The following is a 20,799-nucleotide window of genomic DNA, read 5'->3' on the forward strand; positions in this document are numbered from 1 at the left end:
TTACCGAAACCGCGCCGCCGCCGCCAACCGCGCATTCCCCGGCGTCCGCCGCACCGCCCCGGATCGGTCATCCAGGCGCCGCCGAACTGCAACCGAAGCTGCCGATTGTTGCAATGCACAGCGGCTAGCGGCCGCCGCGACGGGGGGCACATCCGCCCCCGAGTCTCCGGACATAAGGGGATAGAGAATGCGTAACTGGGTCGCCTGCCTGCTGGCGGGCACGTCGATGCTTGCCGCGGGTGCCGCGCATGCCGCTCCGGGCGATGCCGCCCCCGCGACCGAAGCCGAGGCGCCGGCCGCCGCGGACGAGGGCACCGAGATCGTCGTCATCGGCCAGGGCGAATCGCGCCAGGTGCAGCGCCTGGGCGCCGACGACATCGCCGAGCTGGCGCCGGGCACCAGCCCGCTGAAGGCGGTGGAAAAGCTGCCCAGCGTCAACTTCCAGGGCGCGGACCCGTTCGGCGCCTATGAATGGGCGGAGCGCATCTCGATCCGCGGCTTCAACCAGAACCAGCTCGGCTTCACGCTGGACGGCATCCCGCTGGGCGACGCGAGCTATGGCAACGTCAACGGCCTGCACATCAGCCGCGCGATCACCAGCGAGAATGTGGGCGAGGTCCGCGTGTCGCAGGGCGCAGGATCGATCGGGACCCAGGCGACCAACAACCTGGGCGGCACGCTGGAATTCTTCTCGCGCGATCCCTCGCAGGATTTCGGCGTGAACGTCGAAGGCACCTATGGCACCGAGAACACCGTGCGCCTGTTCGGCCGCATCGACACCGGCGCACTGGTCGAAAACGGCCCGCGGCTGTGGGTTTCCGGCCTCTATTCGAACATGGACAAGTGGAAGGGCGTGGGCGAGCAGCGCACGACCCAGGTCAACGCCAAGGGCGTCGTCCCCGCCGGGCCGGTGAACATCACCGGCACGCTCTCCTTCTCCGATCGCCGCGAGAACGACTATCAGGACCTGTCGCTGGGGATGCTCAACCGCCTCGGCTATGACTGGGACAATATCTCGGGCGACTATGCGCTCGCGGTGCGGCTGGCGGACATCGCCAACAATATCGACGGTTTCAACAACACCACCGGCCTGCCCGGCGCCGACGGGCTGTCGGACATCACCGGCCTGGCGCCGACCAATCCGGGCGCGGGCACGGTCTTCCCGTCGCCCATCGCCTCGCTCGACGACGCCTATTACGACGCCGCCGGCCTGCGCCGCGACTGGCTCGCCTCGCTGGGCGTGGAGAGCAACGGCGGCCCGGTCCGCTTCGCGCTGAAGGGCTATTACCACGACAACCATGGCCAGGGCCTGTGGTACACCCCCTATGTGGCGACGCCGGGCGGCGCGCCGCTGACGGTGCGCACCACCGAATATGACATCGAGCGCACCGGCGTGTTCGGCAGCGTGGGCGGCACCTTCGGCTTCAACGAGGTGACCGTCGGCGCCTGGTACGAGAACAATGATTTCCTGCAGGCCCGCCGCTTCTATGGCCTGTCGAGCCGCACCGCATCGACGCGCGACAGCCTGGAGTTCCAGAGCAACCCGCTCGCGACGCAGTGGGAGTTCCAGTACAACACCAAGACCTTCCAATATCATGTCGAGGACAAGCTGAGCTTCGGCGATCTGACGCTGACGCTGGGCTGGAAGGGCTTCGACGTGCGCAACACCGCTGATCCGGTGGTGGCGGGCAGCCTCGCCAGCGGCAAGATCAAGGTGACCGACTGGTTCCAGCCGCACGCCGGCTTCGCGTGGAAGTTCATGCCCGAGGCGGAGCTGTTCGGCGGCTTCACCCAGGTGACGCGCGCCTTCACCTCGGCCGCGACCACCGGCCCCTTCGCCACCACCCAGGCCGGCTTCAACGCGCTGGGCGCGCTCAAGCCCGAGCAATCGGACACCTATGAGCTGGGCGCGCGCTTCCGCAACGGCAGCTTCAACGGCCTGGTCGCCGCCTATTACGTCGATTTCCGCAACCGGCTGCTGGCGCAGACCACCGGCGCGGGCATCGTCGGCAACCCGGCGATCCTTCAGAACGTCGGCTCGGTCCGCTCGCTCGGTTTCGAGGCGGCGGGCGAGGTGCGGCTGGGCCAGGGCTTCAGCGCCTATCTGTCCTACAGCTACAACGACTCGACCTATCGCGACGATGTGCGCAACCCGGTGGGCACGCTGATCGCCGCGACCAAGGGCAAGACCGTGGTGGACGCGCCCAAGAGCCTGGTGAAGGGCGAGATCGCCTATGACGGCGAGATCTTCTTCGGCAAGCTTTCGGGCAACTACATCAGCCGCCGCTACTTCACCTACGAGAACGACCAGTCGGTGGACGGCCGGGTGCTGTTCGACCTGAGCGTCGGCGCGCGCGTCTCCGTCGCGGGCGCGAACCTGGAGCTTCAGGGCAGCGTCACCAACCTGTTCGACGAGGAATATGTCTCGACGATGGGCACCAACGGCTTCGGCAACCGCGGCGACAACCAGACGCTGATGGTGGGTGCGCCGCGCCAGTTCCTGCTGACGCTCAAGACCGGGTTCTAGAGCCGCTCTGGATCGGTGCCGGCCGGCTCCCCCGCCCGGCCACCCACACGATACTGCCGCTGGGTGGCCGGGTGGGGGGAGCGGGCCGGCACCGCAACAGAACCGCCTTATATCGGGCGGAAAGAGGCCCCGGGGGAGGTTTGCCCCCGCCTCCGGGGTCCGCCCGTTGCCTCCATCCCGGCGCAGGCCGGAGCCCGCCGCCGCATCGGACAGCAATTGCGGCGCCGGGTTCCGGCCTGTGCCGGGATGGCCTTTTGGCCCGCCGCGCAATTGCGCTAGTCTCCCGCCCCGGCCGAGGCCGGAATCAGGGGGGGGAGAGCCGGGTGATGTCTTCGATCGCCGCCGCGCCGGGCCGCGCATGAAGTGGGTCCGCCGCATCGGCCTGCCCCTGATCGGGCTGCTCGCGCTCGTCGCGACCGGCCTCGCCATTTGGGAGCCGCTGTTCGCCACCGCCGCCGCGCCGCCGCCCGCGCGCGCCTATTCGGTGGAGATCGTGCGCGATCGCTTCGGCGTGCCGCACATCTTCGGCAAGACCGATCCGGACGTCGCCTATGGCATCGCCTATGCCCATGCCGAGGACGATTTCGATACGCTGCAGCAGGTGCTGGCGATGACGCGCGGGCGGCTGGGCGCGATCACCGGACAGGAAGGCGCGGCGACCGACTATGTCGTGGCGCTGCTGGGCGCGCGCGAGACGGTGAAACGCGATTATCGCAAGCAGCCCGCCGATGTGCGCGCGCTGCTCGACGGCTATGCCGCGGGGCTGAACCGCTATGCCGAGAAGCACCCGTCCGAGGTGAAGCTGGCCAAGCTGTTCCCGGTCAACGGCGAGGATGTGGCGACCGGGTTCGTCGTGCGATCGCCCTTCTTCTTCGGGCTCGACGGCTATCTGCGCGCGCTGACCGGTGACAAGCCGCTGCCCGTCGAAAGCGCCGGGCCAAAGCCCGACGCCCCCAACTTCACCCCCCTCGGCCCCGAGCCGGAACAGGCCGGATCCAACGCCTTCGCCATCGCGCCGAAGCGTTCGGAGGACGGCGCCACCCGGCTCGTCTCCAACTCGCACCAGCCGTGGAACGGCGCGGTCGCCTGGTACGAGCTGGTGGTCCAGTCAGAGGCCGGCTGGCACTTCGCGGGCGCCACCTTCCCGGGCGCCCCCTATCCGCTGCTGGGGCACAACGAGACGCTGGGCTGGACCAACACGGTCAACCGCCCCGACATGATCGACGTCTACAAGCTGGTGCTGGACGGCGACGGCGAACGCTATCGCTACGACGGGCAGTGGAAGCCGCTGGAGAAGCACACGGTCTGGCTGCCGGTGCGGCTGTTCGGGCCGTTCGTGCTGCCGGTGCCGCGCACTGTCTATCGCGCGGTTCAGGGCCCGGTGGTGGTCAACAAGTCCGGCGCCTATGCGCTGCGCCATGGCGGGGCCGACCAGTTGAAGATGGTCGAGCAATATTACCGGCTGAACCGCGCGCGCAGCTTCGGCGAATGGCAGCGCGCGATGGCGATCCAGGGCGTGCCCGGAACCAACTTCATCTATGCCGACGCGGCCGGCAACATCGCCTATTTCTACAACGCCGCCTTCCCCAACCGGAAACCGGGGTTCGACTATTCCAGGGTGCTGCCCGGCGATACGTCGCGCGCCTATGACCCCGGCACCGTCCTGTGGTCTTCGGTGCCGCGCAACATCAACCCGGGATCGGGCTTCCTGCAGAACGCCAACAACACGCCCTGGCAGGCCGCGGGCGAGGGCTATGAGCTGCAGCCCGGGGACTGGCCGCCGCTGCTGGGCGTGGAGACCGACACCACCAACCGCGGCACCCGCGCGATCGAGCTGCTGGCCGCCGATCCCTCGATCAGCGACGCCGATCTGCGCGCGATCAAGTTCGATACCGGGGTGAGCCGCGCGGGCTATCTCGGCCGCTGGTATGCGGACCTGCTGGCGGTGGACCCGAAGGGTGATCCGCTGGTGGCGCGGGCGAAGGCGCTGCTGGCGCGGTGGGACTGGAACTTCGACGGCAAGGGGCCGGCCGACGCGCTCGCCTATTCGATCCTGCGCAACCCCAACCGCTGGCATTACGAGCGCAAGCCGCGGCCCGATCCGCGCGCCGTGCTGGCGGAGGCGGCGGGATATCTGGAGAAGCATTTCGGCCGGATCGAGATGCCGCTGGGCGACCTGATCCGGCTGCGCCGCGGCGCGCTGGACCTGCCGATGGACGGCGGCCCCGATACGCTGCGCGCCGCCACCAGCTATGACGAGCTGCCCGGTGGGCGGCTGGCGATCCGCCATGGCGACAGCTTCATCCAATGGGTGGTGTGGGGCCGCGACGGGCGGGTGCGATCGGAATCGATCCAGCCCTTCGGCGCGTCCATGCGCCCGCAATCGCCGCACTATGCCGATCAGGCAGAGATGTTCGTCGGGCACCGGTTCAAGCCGGTGTGGTTCACCCGCGAAGCGCTGAAGGGCAATATCGAGCGGCGGTACCGGCCGTAGGGGCTGTCCGTTTCGGCGGCACCAGCCCGCTCAGGGAGCGTCGGGCGCCTTTTTCGCGCGCGGCTGGCCGGGGGCGTAGCGATCGCCGTACATATTGCCTTCGTACCAGCGCGGCGCCTGTTCGGCGTCGGCGATCTCGCGCGCGATGCGATAGTTGATCAGCGCGAACTTGGCGCCGGCCGCCCAGTTGAACCCGGGCTGGTCCGCCTGGTCGGCCGGGGTGTGATAGGTGTGTGCCAGGAAGCCGCGGAACGCTGCCTCGCCGCCGTTGGCGAAACCCGTCATCAGGAACACCGAGGGCACGCCCTTCTGGACGAAGCTGTAGTGATCGGAGCGGACGAACAGATTCTCCTCGGGCATCGGATCGGGCGCCAGCTTCACGCCTACCGATCCGGTGGCGCGCGCCACGATCGGCCCCAGCGTGGAATGCTCCGCGCCGAACGCCACCACATCGGTGAAGTCGTAGAGCAGCACCGGCATATCCAGGTTCACATCGGCCACCATCCGCCCGGCGCCGACCGTGGGATAATGGGCCAGGTAATCGGACCCGAGCAGCCCGTCCTCCTCCGCGGTGAGCGCGACGAACAGGATCGAGCGGCGCGGACGCTTGCCGCCTTCGGCAAAGGCGCGCGCGACCTCCAGCATCGTCGCGATGCCCGCGGCATTGTCCATCGCGCCGTTGTAGACCTTGTCGTCCCCCGGCAGCCCGTCGTTGCGGCCGTCATGGTCCAGGTGGGCGGAGAGCACGACATATTCCTTGGCCAGCGCCGGATCGGAACCGGGCAGCACGCCCAGCACATTGGGGCTGGTGAAGCTCTTGGAGATGCTGGTGCGCGTCAGGCTGGGCGTGGCGGCAAGCGCGAAGCCGCCGGGGCGGGCGCCGGGCTGCTTGAGCTCGGCATAGATCTGATCGGCGGTCTTGGGCGAACCCGCGAACAGCGCCGCGGCAGCCTCCCCCTTCACATAGAATTGCAGCGCGACCTGTCCCTCCTGCCCCGCGGGCATGCCGTCCGGGCCGATCCAGGTGGCGCGCGGGCTGGCGGTGAAGTCCATCACCGCGGCCCAGGGATAGCCGTCCACCACCGCATCCGGCGTCACCAGCGAGATCAGGCCGACCGCGCCCTTCTCCTTCGCCAGCACCAGCTTGTCGTCGGCCTGGGCGGCGGCGCGCTGTTCGGGCGTGAAGCCCTTGGGCATGCCGGTCAGCGCGACCACGAACTTGCCCTTCACGTCGAGCCCCGCATAATCGTCGCGCAGCCCGTATCCGACGAACACCGTGCCGCCGCTGACGGTCTCCACCCCCGCGCGCGGCGCGGCGCCGACCAGCATGTCGGTGCCATATTCGAAGGTCCTGGCGCCGATCTTCACCGTGGCGGGCTTGTCCAGATCGATGCGGAATTCGGCCAGCGGCACCTGTTGATACCAGCTTCCGTCCGCCCCGCCCGGCTTCAGCCCCAGCGCCTCGAAGCGCGTGGCGACATAGCGCGCCGCGATCTCATAGCCGCGCGTGCCGGCGTTGCGCCCTTCGAGCAGGTCGTCCGCCAGGAACTCGACATGCGCCTTGACCGCTTCGGGCCTGAAGGACGGCGCCGTCGCTGCGGTCTGCGACTGGGCGGCGAAGGGGGTGACGGCGAGCGCCAGCGAGAGCGCCGCAAAGATCATGGGTTTGCGCATCGGGGAATGGGTCTCCGGTCTTCCGTGCGCCGACGCTACTGAAATTCACCGGAAACGCCTAGCGGCCAGAACAGCCGCTTGCGGTGCCATCGCGTCCCGCTATGTTCGCGCCATCCAGAATGTTTTTCCGGGGTTCCCCATCCATGCGATCCTTCATTTCCCTTTGCGGCGCGGCGACGCTCGCGCTCGCGGTGGCCGGCTGTTCGCAGCCCGGCACCGGCAACGTTGCCAGCGCGTCGAGCACCGCGCCCGCCGCCGAGTCCTCCGCTCCGGCGCCCGTCGCCGATCTCGTGAAGCGCGTCGACATCCCCTATGAGGAGTTCACGCTGCCCAACGGGCTGCGCGTGATCGTGCATACCGATCGCAAGGCGGCGATCGTCGCCGTATCGACCTGGTACGACGTCGGCTCCAAGCATGAGCCGGACGGCAAGTCGGGCTTCGCGCACCTGTTCGAGCATCTGATGTTCAACGGATCGGAGAACGCGCCGGGCGACTTCTTCGAGCCGCTGAAGCAGGTCGGCGCCACCGATTTCAACGGCACGACCAGCTTCGATCGCACCAATTATTTCGAGACCGTCCCGCGCGCCGCGCTGGACCGCGCGCTGTTCCTGGAAAGCGACCGCATGGGCTATCTGCTCGGCGCGATCGACCAGGCCGTGCTCGACGAGCAGCGCGGCGTCGTCCAGAACGAAAAGCGCCAGGGCGACAACCGCCCCTATGGCCTCGTCTATTACAAGGTGCTGGAGGAGCTGTTCCCCAAGGGCCACCCCTATGGCCACACCCCCATCGGATCGATGGCGGACCTGGACGCGGCCAGCCTGGACGATGTGAAGAACTGGTTCCGCGGCCATTACGGCCCGAACAACGCGGTGCTGGTGCTGGCCGGCGACATCGACGCCAAGGAGGCGCGCCCGCTCGTCGAGAAATATTTCGGCGCGATCCCCAGCGGGCCGGAAAGCGTGGCCCCCAAGGTGGAAATCCCCCAGATCGCCGAGGCCAAGACGGCGGTGATCAAGGACCGCGTGGCCGCCACGCTGGTGCTGCGCACCTGGGTGGTGCCGGGGCTGAACGATCCGGAAGCGGTTCCGCTCGACGTGTTCGCCAGCGTGCTCGGCGGGCTCGCCAGCTCGCGGCTCGACAATGTGCTGGTGCGCCAGGAAAAGTCGGCGGTGCAGGTTTCGGCCGGCGTCCAGTCGATGGCGCAGCTCGGCATCTTCACCGTGCAGGCGGTGGTGAAGCCCGGCGCCGATCCCGAGGCGGTGGCCAAGCGGCTGGATGAGATCCTCGCCGATCTGATCGCCAACGGCCCGACCGATGATGAGGTGAAGCGCGTCGCCACCACCAATGTCTCGGGGCGCATCAGCGGCTTCGAATCGGTCGGCGGCTTCGGCGGCAAGGCGGTCGCCCTGGCTTCGGGCGCGCTCTATTCGAACGATCCCGGCTTCTACAAGAAGCAGCTTCAGCGCACCGCGACGATCACCCCGGACGAGGTGAAGGCCGCCGCGCAGAAGTGGCTCACCCGCCCGCCGGTCACCGTGATGGTCGTCCCCGGCACACGAGACGCCTATGTCGAGGCCACCGCCCCCGCGAAGAAGCCCGCCGCCGCCGGCCAGGAGGCCCCCGCCCCCGCCAAGGTGCAGGGCACGCGCGGCGAGATGCCCGGCGTCGCCGACATCAAGGACCTGGACTTCCCGGACGTGACCCGCGCCAAGCTGTCGAACGGGATCGAGCTGGTCTACGCCAACCGCAGCGCCGTTCCGGTGACGCGCGTTTCGATGAGCTTCGACGCGGGCACCGCGGCCGACCCGGCGGGCGCGCTGGGCACGCAGAACCTGATGCTGTCACTGCTGGAAGAGGGCACCGCCACGCTCGATTCCAACGCGCTGGCGGAGGCGCGCGAGCGGCTGGGCGCATCGATCGGCACCGGCGGATCGGCGGATCGCACCAATGTGTGGCTTTCCACCCCCAGCCCGAACCTGGCGGGATCGCTGGACCTGCTGGCGGACGTGGTGCGCAACCCGGCCTTCGCTCCCGGCGAGGTCGATCGCCTGCGCCAGACGCTGCTGACCCAGATTGCGGCGGAGAAGACCGATCCGGGCGGGCTCGCCCAGCGCGCGCTGCCGCCGCTGCTCTATGGCGCCGGCTCGCCCTATGCGAAGCTGGCGGCGGGATCGGGCGATCCGGCCGCGGTGGCCAAGCTGACCCGCGACGACCTGATCGCGTTCCACCAGGCGTGGATCCGGCCCGACAAGCTCAAGATCTTCGTCGTCAGCGATCTGCCGATGGAACAGGTGAAGGCGGCGCTGGAGAAGCGGTTCGGCGGCTGGACGGGCACGGGCGCCGCGGGCGTGAAGGCGTTCGACGTCGCCGCGGCCCAGGCCACCCCGCGCATCGTGCTGGTCGACCGGCCCGATTCGCCCCAGTCGGTGATCGTCGGCGGCCAGCTCACCGCGCTGCGCGCGCAGCAGGACCTGCTGCCCGTGCTGACCGCCAACGATGTGCTGGGCGACGACTTCCTGTCGCGCATCAACATGGATCTGCGCGAGAACAAGCACTGGTCCTATGGCGCGCGCGGCCGTTTCGACCGGCTTGAGAATGCCGTACCCTATGTCATCAACGCGCCGGTGCAGGCGGACAAGACCGGCGCGGCGATCGCCTCGCTCCAGCAGGTGATCGGCGCCTTCCTGACCACCGAGGGGCTGACCGAGCCGGAATTCGACCGCACCATCGCCGGATCGGTGCGCGAGCTGACCGGCAATTTCGAAACCGCCAGCGCGGTGCTGGGCGCGATGCAGACCAACGATCTGTTCGGCCGGCCCGACGATTATTACGACACCATCGCCCAGCGCTATCGCGGCTTCACCCGCACCGGGCTGGACGCCGCGCTGCGCGGTGCGCTGGATCCGAAGAAGTTCGTATGGGTCGTCGTGGGCGATGCTGCCAAGGTGCGTCCGCAGCTTGACAGCCTGGGGCTGCCCGTGGAGGTGATTGCCGCAACGCCGCCCGCCGGCGCACCGGCGAAACCGGCGGCGAACTGAACGCAGGAGAGAAGACAATGGCGAACGTCGACGGCAACTGGAACACCGTGACCAAATCCCCGATGGGCGATCAGGCGGCGACGCTGACGATCGCCAGCGACGGCGGCAGCTTCACCGGCACCTATGCGGGCGCGATGGGCACCACGGAGATCAAGAACGGCAAGCTTGACGGCGACACGCTGTCGGGTTCGTTCGACATCACCGTGCCGATGCCGATGACGCTCACCTTCGAGGCGAAGGTGGACGGCGACAGCATCAGCGGCACCGTGACCGCCGGCGCCTTCGGCAGCTTCCCACTGACCGGCACCCGCGCCTGAGCCACGGCCATCGCCGGAAAAGAACCGGCCCGCCTTCCTGACCGGGAAGGCGGGCCTTTTTCTTGGGCGATTGTTGGTTGCGAGGCTGATGGGCTGGTTGCCGCTATTGGTGGGAGGGCATTGCGGGGGCTGCCGTTTCGACCGGTATTGGACTGGCGGCGGACTGACGGCTTCGCGGACTCGAAGTAGGCAAAGCTGACGTCGAATTGCGACGTCCACACACTGCGCTGTCAGCACAGCCCGAGTAGATCTCTACGCAGCACGACAAGGCTCGGAGGCAAGTGTGTTGCCCGATCGGCAAAATCATGATCGGCGGGGCTGGTTCGTGACTGTGGATGCCCCCTAATAATCGCTGTCAAAACGAAGAAATCATTAAATTTCGGATCGATTGCGCCGCGAATGGCGCTATGAATATCGGCTCGACCGGACCGGAGTGGCAGCGCTCTTCGCGCCTGAACCGTGCTAGTCCCCGCGTCGGCCAGGGGGAATCAGTGACAATCGAACTCGATCGCTTAGTACAGAACTTGGATCCTACGCGGACCATCCTATTCTTCGGCGCAGGCTCGTCGATACCATCGGGATCGCCAAGCGCGGCAGATTTAGTCGAAGCGATCACGACGAAATTCAAGGTTGCCACCGATGGCTTCTCCTTAGCCGAGGTCGCTGAGCTGGCTGAGCTCGAACACGGCCGCCAGCCTCTCATCGAGCTAGTTCGACAGCGCTTCCCCCGTCCTAATCCCACTGGAGGGATATTAAACATCCCGCTCTACAAGTGGCGAGCAATATACACGACCAACTACGACGAGCTGCTAGAGCGCAGTTACCAGATCCGCGCCCAAGCGACCCACGTGGTTACGACGAACTACGATTTCTCGAAGCACACCGCGCCGGACTCGCAGCCAATATTCAAAATCCACGGCACGATCGGTCACGACATTGTCGACGGCCACAAAAGCCGAATGATTGTCACTCAGGGCGACTATGATCGCACGGCCGAGTATCGCGAGTTCCTGTTCAATCGGCTCGCGGCCGACATGGCGGGCGGCGATCTGATCATCATCGGCTATTCGCTGTCCGATCCGGACATCAAGGCCGTCGTCGATCGCGTGATCGCGATCCAGGCCAAGATGGGGGGAGCCGGTGGTGCGGTCTTCCTGGTCCTTTACCAGCGCGACGAAGCCCGCGCGAAGCTGTTCGAAGCACGCGGCATACGCATTGCGTTCGGCGGGATCGACGAATTTTCGGCAGCGCTCACCGCTAAGGGGCCCGCAGCCGCTCTCGTCCACTCGTCGTCCGATGATCCGGTGCAGGACTCTCAGGTTCTGAGCACGATTACGGTCGATGTTTCGCATTCGCTGGCCGTATTGCCGCCAAACGCCGTCGCCATGTTCAATGGCCGGCCGGCGACCTACGCCGACGTGGCGGGCGATCTCACCTTCACACGAACCGCCGCCAACAACATTGCTTCGATGTTTGGTGCGGCAAACAAGCAGTTCGCCGCCATCATCGGGGCCAGCGGCGTCGGAAAGACGACCGCCGCTAGGCAAGTCGCAGTCCAACTGGAAAAGCTGGGCTGGCGCTGCTGGGAACATAAAACCGACTTCGAACTCCCCGCCGACGAATGGATCGCCGCAGCGCACGCACTGCAGACAAGCGGCAGGCAGGCGCTGCTCTACGTCGATGATGCGCACCTTCACCTGACCTCGCTCAACAGGATCGCCGACGAACTCTTCGCCAACAGCATCACGTCGCTACGTCTGCTCGTGACGTCGGGACGCTCACAATGGCAGTACCGGACCAAGTCAGTTCACTTCTCAAAAAATCTCGCCGAGATCGGGCTGAGCAAACTGAATAGTCAGGAGATCGATCGCCTCATTTTGCTCGTCTCAAGCGATAACAGCATCAAGCCGCTGGTTGAGGGCACATTCTCGGGATTCTCGTATCAGGAAAAGCGACGGCGTCTCACCGACAAATGCGAAGCCGACGCATTTGTCTGCCTGCGCAACATCTTCGCGCAGGAGAAGTTCGACGACATCATCCTGCGCGAATACGCGCAACTCCGGACCGACGATCAGGAGATTTACCGACTAGTAGCCGCCATGGAGCATGCCGGAATCCGTGTCCATCGCCAGCTAGTGCTGAGACTGACGAGCATCTCGGCCGGGATGGTGGGCGCAGCGCTCGGTAACCTTGTGGATGTGCTGTCCGAATATGACATTTCCGAACGCTTTGGTATCTATGGCTGGAAGGTGCGCCACAAGGTCATCGCTGGCATCATCGCGAAATATAAATTCTCCGATCAGGCATCGATGGTCGAGCTATTCGACCGAGTCATCGACAGCCTTTCGCCGACGTATCGGATCGAGCGGAATTCCATCAACGAGATGTGCAACCTCGACACCGGCCTGCCCAGCATCCCTGACAAGGAAGTGCAGAATCGGCTCCTCCGCAAACTCATCTCCATCGCGCCGGGCGAACCTATCCCAAGGCACAGGCTCATCCGCAACCTCATCGATCTAGATAAGTTCGATCTAGCGGAGACCGAAATCCGGGTGTTCGAGACCGACCTGCACACCGACGGGCCGGTTGCCCGCTATCGCATCGTCCTGCTGCTCGCTCGCGCACTCTATACGCCTGGCCTCATGGATGAGGACCGCGTCGTCATCCTCCGGAAAGCAGAATCTCAAGCCGCCGGCTCGGCAAGCCGTTTCGACACCAACCGACACGTACTTTCGGCCTATTGCGACGTGGGCTTGGAACTCCTGAAGAGGACTGGCGACAGCTCGGCATTCGACAGGGCTTTTAAGGCACTAAAGGTAGCGGCCGACCGGATGGGAGACGACGACACAGCGAAGGCCGTGCGCAACTACGAGCGCAGACACTTCGACATGACAGGTTGAACGTAGATCGTTGCGAACATTTCTCAGCACCTGAACGACCGCAACTTTCGGGCATTCGGACGAATCCTACTGAACGGCCGCATTTAGGGCGCACAGCCGCCGGCACGGCGCTGTCCAACCTCGGAACGAAAGCGGTTACGGCACGCGGGTCTGCAAACTACCCGATCGTCCCCCTGGCGGCCATGCCGCATGCCCCCGCAATCCGCCCATCAAGCACCGGCCGAGGTCTTCAGCGCGTGACGCGGGTGACGTGGCCCATCTTGCGGCCCGGGCGGGCCTCGTGCTTGCCGTAGAGGTGCAGGTGGGCGCCGGGATCGGCGAGGATATCGTGCCAGCGGTCCGCATCGGCGCCGATCAGGTTTTCCATCGTCACGCGCGCGCCGGTGAGCGTCGCGGGGCCGAGCGGCAAGCCGCAGATCGCGCGGACATGGTTCTCGAACTGAGAGGTTTCCGCCCCCTCGATCGTCCAGTGGCCGCTGTTGTGGACGCGCGGCGCCATCTCGTTGAACACCGGGCCTTCGGCCGTGTCGAAGAACTCGATCGCCAGCACGCCGACATAGTCGAGCGCGTCGGCCACCTCGATCGCCAGCGCGCGCGCGGCTTCGGCGGTGGCGGGCGACAGCGCGGCGGGCGCGGTGCTGGTGCGCAGGATGCCGCCCTCATGCACGTTGGCGACGGCGGGATAGCTGGCCGTCCGCCCGTCCGCCCCGCGCGCCAGGATCAGCGAGAATTCGCCGGCGAAGTTCACGAAGCCCTCCGCGATCGCGGGCTGGGCGCCGATCGCCTTCCAAACGGCCGCCGCATCCGGCGCCGCGCCCGCGGGCACGCGCGCCTGGCCCTTGCCGTCATAGCCCATGCGGTTGGTCTTCACGATCGCGGGCAGCCCCACCTCGGCCAGCGCGGCGGCCAGCTCCGCGGGCGATCCCGCCGCGGCGAAGGGCGCGGTGCGTCCGCCCAGGGCGCGCACGAACCTCTTCTCGTCCACCCGCGCCTGGGCCACTTCCAGCGCGCGCAGGCCGGGGCGCACCTTGGCCGCGATCGCGCGCAGCGGCTCCACCGGCACATTCTCGAACTCATAGGTGACGACGCCGCACGCATCGGCCAGCGCGATCAGCGCCGCCGTGTCGGTGTAGGGCGCATGGGTGAAGGCTGATGCGATGTCGCACGCCGGCCCCGGCTCCGGCGCGAACACATGGATGCGATAGCCGAGCTGCGCCGCCGCCACCCCCAGCATGCGGCCGAGCTGTCCCGACCCGAGGATACCGATCGTCGATCCCGGCGGCAGCGGCGTCATTCGGGATCGGTCGCCACGCCCGCGGTCTGCTGCGCGCGCCAGGCCTGGAGCCGCTCGCTCAGCGCGGGATCGCCCAGCGCCAGGATCGCCGCCGCCATCAGCCCCGCGTTGATCGCCCCCGCCTTGCCGATGGCCAGCGTACCCACCGGCACGCCGCCCGGCATCTGGACGATGGAGAGCAGGCTATCCATGCCCTTCAGCGCGTGGCTTTCCACCGGCACGCCCAGCACGGGCAGGTGCGTCATCGACGCCGCCATGCCGGGCAGGTGCGCCGCGCCGCCGGCCCCGGCGACGATCACCTTCAGCCCGCGCGCGGCCGCGCCGCTTGCGTAATCGTACAGCCGCTGCGGGGTGCGATGGGCGGAAACCACCCTGGTCTCGAACGGGACGCCGAGCGCCTCCAGCTTCTCGGCGGCATGGCGCATCGTCTCCCAATCGGAAGTGCTGCCCATGATGATGCCGACGAGAGGTGCGCTCATATCCCCGGTTCCGCTAGGAATGGGGTTCCTAGTGGCCGGTGACGGGAAGGGCAAGCCATTGCCGCGGACCGCCCCCGGCCCAGCCCCTCCCCCGGCGGGAAGGGGCTCCGGCGCTTACCGCTCGCTCAGATAATAGCGGTCCGTGGCGTTCAGTGCCGCGTCGAGCGCATAGACGATCGGCTGGCCGGTGGGGATTTCCAGCCCGGTGATCTCGTCATCCGGGATGCCCGAGAGATGCTTCACCAGCGCGCGCAGCGAATTGCCATGGGCGGCGATCAGCACGCGCTTGCCGGCCTTCAGCTCCGGCGCGATCCGCTGTTCCCAATAGGGCAGCACGCGCGCGATCGTGTCCTTCAGGCTCTCGGTCTGCGGGATCGGCACCCCGGCGTAACGCAGGTCGCGCGACAGGTCCCACGGCGAATCAGGCTCGGGCATCGGCGGCGGCACATCGAAGCTGCGGCGCCAGATCTTCACCTGCTCGTCGCCATGCTTGGCCGCGGTCTCCGCCTTGTCGAGCCCGGTCAGCCCGCCATAGTGGCGCTCGTTCAGGTGCCAGCTCTTCTCCTCCGGCAGCCACAGCCGGCCCATCGCCTCCAGCGCCAGGTGCAGCGTCTTGATCGCGCGCGTCTGGAGGCTGGTGAAGCACAGATCGAAATCCAGCCCCTTGTCGCGCATCAGCGCGCCCGCGGCCCATGCCTCCGCCGTGCCCTTCTCGGTCAGGTCCACGTCCCACCAGCCGGTGAAGCGGTTCTCAAGGTTCCAGGCGGACTGGCCGTGGCGGATCAGGACGAGATTGGGCATTGGCGACTCCGGTGGTTGGCTGTCGCGGGTGCCGCTAGCCTAGATCACCCGCGACATGAAGATGCTGAGCGGGTCCGGCTTATACTCGCCGAAGGGATTGGCGGGGGTGAAGCCGAAATGGCGGTAGAGCGCCTGCGCCGCCTCGAACGCCGGGGTGGCGCCGGTTTCCAGGCTCAGCCGCCGGTATCCCCGCGCGCGCGCTTCCGACAGGATATGCACCATCAGCGCCGATCCGGCGCCGCGCCGCACCTGATCGGGAACGGTGCGCATCGACTTGATCTCGCCATGGCCGGGCTCGACCTCCTTCAGCGCCGCGCAGCCGAGCAGATCCTCGCCGCGCCACGCCGTCCAGAAGGCGACCCCGGGCTTCTTCAGCCCCGCGACGTCCAGCACATGCGCGCCGCCGGGCGTGGGATTGGCGCGGACATCGTCCAGATGCATCCGCAGCAGCGCGGTCACCCTGGGATCGTCGAGGCCCCCTTCGCGGATCTGCATCAGCGAAGGCCCGCCGTGCGGCGCGCGCGCAAAATCACCTGTCTCATCGGTACGGACGCTCCCCCCAAAGCGTGAAGCACCCTGCTTATCGCGAGCGAATCGCATTTGTCGATGCCGCGGCGGAAAAAACTTGTGCATTGCGGCAGATGCGCCGCGCCGTTCACAGTTCCAGCGTCAGAAAGCGGCTGAACGGATCGTCCGCGGGATAGCCGCCGAACGCGCCGCAGGGGACGAAGCCGTACTTGCGATACAGCGCATGCGCCGCGTCAAAGGCTGGGGTGGAGCCGGTCTCCAGGCTCAGCCGCCGCCAGCCGCTGGCGCGCGCGGCGGCCAGGATATGCTCCAGGATCGCGGCGCCCACGCCCTTGCCCAGATGCTGCGGCGCGGTGCGCATCGACTTGACCTCGCCATGGCCGGGTTCGATCGCCTTCACCGCGCCGATGCCCAGCAGCTCCTCGCCGTCCCAGGCCGACCAGAAGCGCACCTCCGGCACCTTCAGCCCCGAAAGGTCGAGGAAATGACAGCTATCGGCCGGCGAATTGTCCAGCATCCCGCGCGCATGCAGCTCCAGCAGCGCGATGACCCGGGGATCGTCCAGCCCGCCGTCGCGGATCTGCATCATTCGAAGCGCACCTGGGCGAAATAGGTGCTTTCGAAGGGTTCGTCGAACACGTCGCGCGCCGGATCGAATCGCGCCGCGGTCAGCGCCCGGCACATCGCGATATCGGCGGCGTCGCTGCCCGCGCTGGTGGCGATCCAGCAGCGCGTGACCGCGCCCGTCACCGAAAGATCGACCCGGGCGGAGGCACCCGCCGTTCCGGCAACGCCGGTGACGACCAGCGCCTGCCCGTTCGCCGGCCCGGGGCGTTGCGACTCCGCGCGCACCGGCAGGTTCGCCACTGCGCCGTCGCGCCGCCAGCGGACGATCATCGGCAGGCTCTGATAGCTGCTGTCGGGATCCAGCCGGTAGATGCCGGTCTTCGCTGCGGCGCAGGTGGCGCGATCGAGCGCCGCATCGCCGCTTGGGCGGAGGACCACGCACCTGTCGACCACGCCGCTGCGGAAACCCAGCTCGATCGCCGTCGCGCGGCCGTCGCGAACCTTTGAGAAGCGCCGCCAATCGGGCTGCGTCACGATCTGGACCCGATCGCGATAGCTCAGCACCGGCCAGCGGGAAAACGACATCGGCGCGGGCGGCAACCCGGTGTTCCCGCCCTCGCCGTTGATCGAATATTGTACGGTGAGTTGCACGACACCCCGCACCGGCATCCCGCCCACGCTCAGCGCATGGCGGAAACGGCCGCGCTCGCGGATCAGCGCGCAAAGCTGCGGGGCCAGATCGGACTGGCCATAGGTGCCCCGGCAATCGCTGACCGAATCGTCCGCCTCCACCGTCACCTCGATCCCGACCTGTGCCAGCGTGATCTGGAAGCGCGGTCCGGCGGACTTGCCCTCGGCGGAGGCGAGAATCGCGCCGGGAATGTCGGCGGGGGTCAGCCAGCCCTCCGCGCTGCCGGCGGGGCCGGCGCCGCGAAGCTGATCGGGCCCCGGCCACGAATTGGCATGTACCAGCGTCGAGATGTCCGACACCGGCTCGCCCGCAGGCTGCGCCTGCGCCGGCATTGCACCCAGGCCCAGCACGGCGATCGCCGCCGCGGCAATGTTGCGCATTCTATCCCCCTCCCGGAAATCAGATACCGTCGATCATCCCCGCCAGCGTATCCAGGCAGGCGTGGGCCAGCGCCTTGCAGCGGGCCGGGCTCCAGGCGAACTCGGGGTCCGGGTTCGCGTCATGGTCCTTGAACGGCATCTCCAGCGTCATCGACACCGCGCCGAAGCGCTCGGCAAGCTGGTTGGTCGACATCGACAGATTGGCCGTGCCCGGCGCCGACTTCTCATAGCCCAGCTCTAGCTGGAATTCGGGCGTCGTCTCCGCCAGCCGGCGGCCGAACTCGTAATATTTGCCGCCCTGTGCGTCGGTCCAGGAAGGAATGCCCTCGAACCCCGCCAGGAAATTGGCCGGGATCGCCTCGTCGCCGTGGACGTCCATCGCGAAATCCACGCCGGTCTCGTCCATCGCGGCGAGCACCGCGAGCACTTCCGGGCTGCGTTCGGGCGTGGGGGAATGCCATTCACGGTTCAGGTTCACGCCCGCCGCGTTGGTGCGCAGATGGCCACGGCGCGATCCGTCCGGGTTCATGTTGGGGACGATGTGGAAGGTCGCGGCCTTGCGCAGCGCCCGCGCGGTCGCGTCATCGGGATCGGTCAGCTTCTCCAGCGCGCCTTCGGCCCACCATTCGGCCATCGATTCGCCCGGATGCTGGCGGGCATAGAACCACACCTGCTTCGCGCCGGTGCCGAGCGTCACGCAATCGAGCGGCTGGCCGTCCAGCGTGGTGCCGAGCTGGCGCAGCGAGACGCCCGGCCGCGCGGCGATGCGGGCGAGCAAATCCTGGTGCCGCTCCATCGAATAGGGCGCGAAATAGGCGAACCAGATCACGTCGCTGTCGATCGCGCGGGTGAAGCTCAGCACGCCGTCGGCATAGCCGGTATCGGTGGTGCGCCACGCCGCGCGATCGGTGCTCCAGCGCGCGCGATAGCCCGGCCAGCCGAAGGCATAGGCCGCGCCGCCCGCGTTCAGGATGCGGAAGGTGAGCGTCCGCCCCTTCGCCCCGGCCACGCGGAAATGGAACCACTGGTAGAAATCGGACTTGTGATCCTTGGCGATCTCCAGGTCGACGCGGTCGCCCTCGATGCCGATCACGCGGATGTTGCCGCTGTCGAACGCGGCGTTGATGTGGATGGTCATTTCACCGTGATAGTGATGCCCGACTCGCCGGGAAAGCCCCTGAAAAGCGCCGCCGCCAGCCGCTGCGCGACCGCGCCGGGCTGCCCCGCGGGAGCCGTTCCCGCCGCCTCGGCGATGGCGCGGCCTTCCCACAGGATCGTGCCGTCGGAACGGCGCTTGAGCTGCACCACCAGCTCGGTGGCATAGACCTCGCGCGTCTTTCCGCCGATGCCGAAGCTGGCGTCCGCGCCCACGCCGACATTGCCGCCGAAGCTGCCCGCGCCGATCCCGATGGTCAGCGGCGGACGTTCGCGCACCTGGCCGCGCGCGATCCGCGAATAGCTCACGAGCGCGATGAACTCCGACGATTCGCCCGCGACCGGGGAATAGCCGGCCCGGCCCAGTTCGGCGGCGACCGCGCCGGTATAGAGCGCATCTTCCGGGCTGACCCCGGCGAATGCGCCCGCAGTGGTGACCGCGACGCTGCCCGGCACCACCGCGGCGCCCAGATGGTATCGCGTTACCTCCACCGGCCCGGAACGAATCGCCCCCGTGCTGGCACAGGCGGAAAGCAGCGCGGCGGCGGCAAGGGCGATGATACGTGCGGCGATATTCATGGGCATGGTCTCCATCGCGGGCGAGTGTGATTCAAACCCGGTGCGTAACAATTCGGTTCCCGCCCGACTCCGCCTTGACTTGTGCGGCCCGCGCCGATAGGCGGGCGCCTCTTTTCCAGACAACCCGAAATTCGAGAAGCGAATCGGTCATGAAGATCGTCAATTCCCTCAAGTCGCTCAAGGGGCGGCACCGCGAAAACCGCGTGATCCGCCGCCGCGGCCGGATCTACGTGATCAACAAGACCAACCGCCGGTTCAAAGCCCGCCAGGGCTGATTCCGTTTGACGGTGCGGCGCCGGCCCGCTCCCCCACCCGGCCTCCCAGCGGCAGCTTATGCTATGGGAGGCCCGGTGGAGGAGCGGGCCGGCGCCGTTATCAAGCCCCGCGCCGTCATCTTCGATGTCGGCGACGTGCTGTTCTCCTGGGATCCGCGGTTCCTGTACGAGCGCCTGATCGCTGACGATCGGGCGCTCGACGCATTTCTGGAGAATGTCGTCACCCGCGAGTGGCATTTCCAGCACGACGCCGGGCGCCCCTTCGCGGAGACTTCGGCGGAGCTGAGCGCGCGCTTTCCGGAGCATGCCGCGCTGATCGCCCAATGGGGGCCGCGCTTCCTGGAGACGATGGGGCCGCCGATTCCCGGCGTGCATCCGATCGTGGAGGCGCTCGATTCGGCGGGCGTGCCGCTGTTCGCCATCACCAACTATTCGGGCGAATTCTGGCCGCGCTTCCGCGCGACGCAGCAGCCGTTGTTCGACCGGTTCCGCGACATCGTGGTTTCGGGCGACGAGAAGCTGGCGAAGCCCGATCCGGCGATCTTCCGCCTGGCGCTCGACCGGTTCGGACTGGCGCCGCACGAAGGACTGTTCGTCGACGACAACGCCGCCAACATCGCCGCGGCGCGCGATCTGGGCATCCCCGCGCTGCACTTCACCGGCCCCGACCCCGCCCGCGCGGCGATGCTGCAGCAGGAGCTGGAACAGGTGGGATTGCTCTAGGCTGTATCGACATTCAGAGGATTCCCAAAGGTAGGGATGTCTGATTCATGGGTTTCTGCAGTTGCGGAGGCACCATGGGGATCAAGCGATACGAGTTGAGCGAAGCGCAATGGCATCGGATCGAGCCGATGCTACGGGGCAAGGAGAGCGATCCTGGCCGGACGGCGGTGGATAATCGATTGTTTATAAACGGTGTTTTGTGGGTCTTGCGATCCGGCGCGCGCTGGTCGGACCTTCCTGAGCGCTATGGCAAGTACAAGACGGTGCACAAACGCTTCACCCGCTGGGCGCGCGCGGGCGTGTGGGAGAGCATCTTTGCCATGCTCGCACGTGACCGCGACAACGAGTATTTGATGATCGACAGTTCGATCGTGCGT

Annotated in this window: 17 protein-coding genes; 8 read left to right on the forward strand and 9 right to left on the reverse strand. The window is 67.4% G+C overall.

All coding sequences use genetic code 11. From position 1 onward, the window contains the following. Positions 1-187: 187 nt before the first annotated feature. Positions 188-2,527: a TonB-dependent receptor gene (locus tag OM513_RS15730; RefSeq protein WP_264945529.1), complete on the forward strand. Its 2,340-nt coding sequence runs from the start codon at positions 188-190 to the stop codon at positions 2,525-2,527. 358 nt (positions 2,528-2,885) lie between these two features. Then, the gene (locus OM513_RS15735) at positions 2,886-5,021 is read left to right on the forward strand and encodes an acylase (protein ID WP_264945530.1); all 2,136 of its coding nucleotides are present in this window, start codon (positions 2,886-2,888) and stop codon (positions 5,019-5,021) included. Between the two features lie 30 nt (positions 5,022-5,051). On the opposite strand, the gene OM513_RS15740 is transcribed toward OM513_RS15735, so the two are convergent. Next, on the reverse strand, positions 5,052-6,683 hold the full coding sequence (locus tag OM513_RS15740; RefSeq protein ID WP_264945531.1) for a M20/M25/M40 family metallo-hydrolase: 1,632 nt from the start codon (positions 6,681-6,683) through the stop codon (positions 5,052-5,054). 155 nt (positions 6,684-6,838) lie between these two features. Here OM513_RS15740 and OM513_RS15745 point away from each other — a divergent pair, with 155 nt between their 5' ends. From OM513_RS15745 to OM513_RS15755, 3 genes are all read left to right on the forward strand, one after another. Next, complete coding sequence (locus OM513_RS15745; protein ID WP_264945532.1) at positions 6,839-9,733, forward strand: M16 family metallopeptidase; 2,895 nt, start codon at positions 6,839-6,841, stop codon at positions 9,731-9,733. Between the two features lie 17 nt (positions 9,734-9,750). After that, positions 9,751-10,050 carry a hypothetical protein gene (locus OM513_RS15750; RefSeq protein ID WP_264945533.1) on the forward strand — a complete coding sequence of 100 codons (300 nt, stop codon included), beginning with the start codon at positions 9,751-9,753 and terminating at the stop codon, positions 10,048-10,050. Between the two features lie 407 nt (positions 10,051-10,457). Continuing rightward, positions 10,458-12,950, forward strand: a complete 2,493-nt coding sequence (locus OM513_RS15755; RefSeq protein ID WP_264945535.1) for an SIR2 family protein — start codon at positions 10,458-10,460, stop codon at positions 12,948-12,950. Positions 12,951-13,179: 229 nt separating this feature from the next. Here the strand turns inward: OM513_RS15755 and OM513_RS15760 are convergent, their stop codons facing one another. The 8 genes from OM513_RS15760 to OM513_RS15795 form a co-directional block, all read right to left on the reverse strand. Further along, positions 13,180-14,244, reverse strand: coding sequence for a 5-(carboxyamino)imidazole ribonucleotide synthase (locus OM513_RS15760; RefSeq protein WP_264945537.1), 1,065 nt, complete (start codon positions 14,242-14,244; stop codon positions 13,180-13,182). Continuing rightward, positions 14,241-14,723, reverse strand: coding sequence for a 5-(carboxyamino)imidazole ribonucleotide mutase (gene purE / locus OM513_RS15765; RefSeq protein ID WP_264945538.1), 483 nt, complete (start codon positions 14,721-14,723; stop codon positions 14,241-14,243). Before purE ends, OM513_RS15760 begins: the two co-directional genes overlap by 4 nt. A 114-nt stretch (positions 14,724-14,837) precedes the next feature. Further along, entirely contained in the window at positions 14,838-15,524 is a 687-nt protein-coding gene (gene gpmA / locus OM513_RS15770) for a 2,3-diphosphoglycerate-dependent phosphoglycerate mutase (RefSeq protein ID WP_264945539.1), read from the reverse strand. A 39-nt stretch (positions 15,525-15,563) separates the two neighbouring features. Beyond that, positions 15,564-16,019: a GNAT family N-acetyltransferase gene (locus OM513_RS15775; RefSeq protein WP_264945540.1), complete on the reverse strand. Its 456-nt coding sequence runs from the start codon at positions 16,017-16,019 to the stop codon at positions 15,564-15,566. A 160-nt stretch (positions 16,020-16,179) separates the two neighbouring features. Beyond that, positions 16,180-16,641, reverse strand: a complete 462-nt coding sequence (locus tag OM513_RS15780; RefSeq protein WP_264945541.1) for a GNAT family N-acetyltransferase — start codon at positions 16,639-16,641, stop codon at positions 16,180-16,182. After that, the gene (locus OM513_RS15785; RefSeq protein WP_264945542.1) at positions 16,638-17,690 is read right to left on the reverse strand and encodes a hypothetical protein; all 1,053 of its coding nucleotides are present in this window, start codon (positions 17,688-17,690) and stop codon (positions 16,638-16,640) included. Before OM513_RS15785 ends, OM513_RS15780 begins: the two co-directional genes overlap by 4 nt. 19 nt (positions 17,691-17,709) lie before the next feature. Then, positions 17,710-18,828 (reverse strand): M14 family metallopeptidase, encoded by a 1,119-nt coding sequence (locus tag OM513_RS15790; protein ID WP_264945543.1) that lies wholly within the window; start codon positions 18,826-18,828, stop codon positions 17,710-17,712. Continuing rightward, a complete protein-coding gene (locus tag OM513_RS15795) occupies positions 18,825-19,439 on the reverse strand; it encodes a DUF4136 domain-containing protein (RefSeq protein WP_264945544.1) in 615 nt (204 codons plus the stop codon). The genes OM513_RS15790 and OM513_RS15795 overlap by 4 nt, the downstream gene beginning before the upstream one ends. Before the next feature lie 134 nt (positions 19,440-19,573). On the opposite strand from OM513_RS15795, the gene ykgO reads away from it, so the two are divergent. The 3 genes from ykgO to OM513_RS15810 all read left to right on the forward strand — a co-directional run. Next, positions 19,574-19,699 (forward strand): type B 50S ribosomal protein L36, encoded by a 126-nt coding sequence (gene ykgO / locus OM513_RS15800; RefSeq protein WP_264945546.1) that lies wholly within the window; start codon positions 19,574-19,576, stop codon positions 19,697-19,699. 75 nt (positions 19,700-19,774) lie between these two features. Next, the gene (locus OM513_RS15805; protein WP_264945547.1) at positions 19,775-20,422 is read left to right on the forward strand and encodes an HAD family hydrolase; all 648 of its coding nucleotides are present in this window, start codon (positions 19,775-19,777) and stop codon (positions 20,420-20,422) included. 80 nt (positions 20,423-20,502) lie between these two features. Further along, a partial coding sequence (locus OM513_RS15810) for an IS5 family transposase (RefSeq protein ID WP_264945548.1) occupies positions 20,503-20,799 on the forward strand: 297 nt, incomplete at its 3' end.

The organism is Sphingomonas canadensis (assembly GCF_026013525.1).
GTDB lineage: Bacteria > Pseudomonadota > Alphaproteobacteria > Sphingomonadales > Sphingomonadaceae > Sphingomonas > Sphingomonas canadensis.

Excerpts from the sequence above, each read along its gene's own strand:
- OM513_RS15775 (WP_264945540.1), bottom strand. The coding sequence starts at position 16,019 with ATGCAGATCCGCGAAGGGGGCCTCGACGATCCCAGGGTGACCGCGCTG.
- OM513_RS15760 (WP_264945537.1), bottom strand. The coding sequence starts at position 14,244 with ATGACGCCGCTGCCGCCGGGATCGACGATCGGTATCCTCGGGTCGGGA.
- OM513_RS15785 (WP_264945542.1), bottom strand. The coding sequence starts at position 17,690 with ATGCGCAACATTGCCGCGGCGGCGATCGCCGTGCTGGGCCTGGGTGCA.
- OM513_RS15745 (WP_264945532.1), top strand. The coding sequence starts at position 6,839 with ATGCGATCCTTCATTTCCCTTTGCGGCGCGGCGACGCTCGCGCTCGCG.
- OM513_RS15750 (WP_264945533.1), top strand. The coding sequence starts at position 9,751 with ATGGCGAACGTCGACGGCAACTGGAACACCGTGACCAAATCCCCGATG.
- purE (WP_264945538.1), bottom strand. The coding sequence starts at position 14,723 with ATGAGCGCACCTCTCGTCGGCATCATCATGGGCAGCACTTCCGATTGG.
- OM513_RS15735 (WP_264945530.1), top strand. The coding sequence starts at position 2,886 with ATGAAGTGGGTCCGCCGCATCGGCCTGCCCCTGATCGGGCTGCTCGCG.
- OM513_RS15755 (WP_264945535.1), top strand. The coding sequence starts at position 10,458 with ATGAATATCGGCTCGACCGGACCGGAGTGGCAGCGCTCTTCGCGCCTG.
- gpmA (WP_264945539.1), bottom strand. The coding sequence starts at position 15,524 with ATGCCCAATCTCGTCCTGATCCGCCACGGCCAGTCCGCCTGGAACCTT.
- OM513_RS15730 (WP_264945529.1), top strand. The coding sequence starts at position 188 with ATGCGTAACTGGGTCGCCTGCCTGCTGGCGGGCACGTCGATGCTTGCC.
- OM513_RS15780 (WP_264945541.1), bottom strand. The coding sequence starts at position 16,641 with ATGATGCAGATCCGCGACGGCGGGCTGGACGATCCCCGGGTCATCGCG.
- OM513_RS15740 (WP_264945531.1), bottom strand. The coding sequence starts at position 6,683 with ATGATCTTTGCGGCGCTCTCGCTGGCGCTCGCCGTCACCCCCTTCGCC.
- OM513_RS15795 (WP_264945544.1), bottom strand. The coding sequence starts at position 19,439 with ATGGAGACCATGCCCATGAATATCGCCGCACGTATCATCGCCCTTGCC.
- ykgO (WP_264945546.1), top strand. The coding sequence starts at position 19,574 with ATGAAGATCGTCAATTCCCTCAAGTCGCTCAAGGGGCGGCACCGCGAA.
- OM513_RS15790 (WP_264945543.1), bottom strand. The coding sequence starts at position 18,828 with ATGACCATCCACATCAACGCCGCGTTCGACAGCGGCAACATCCGCGTG.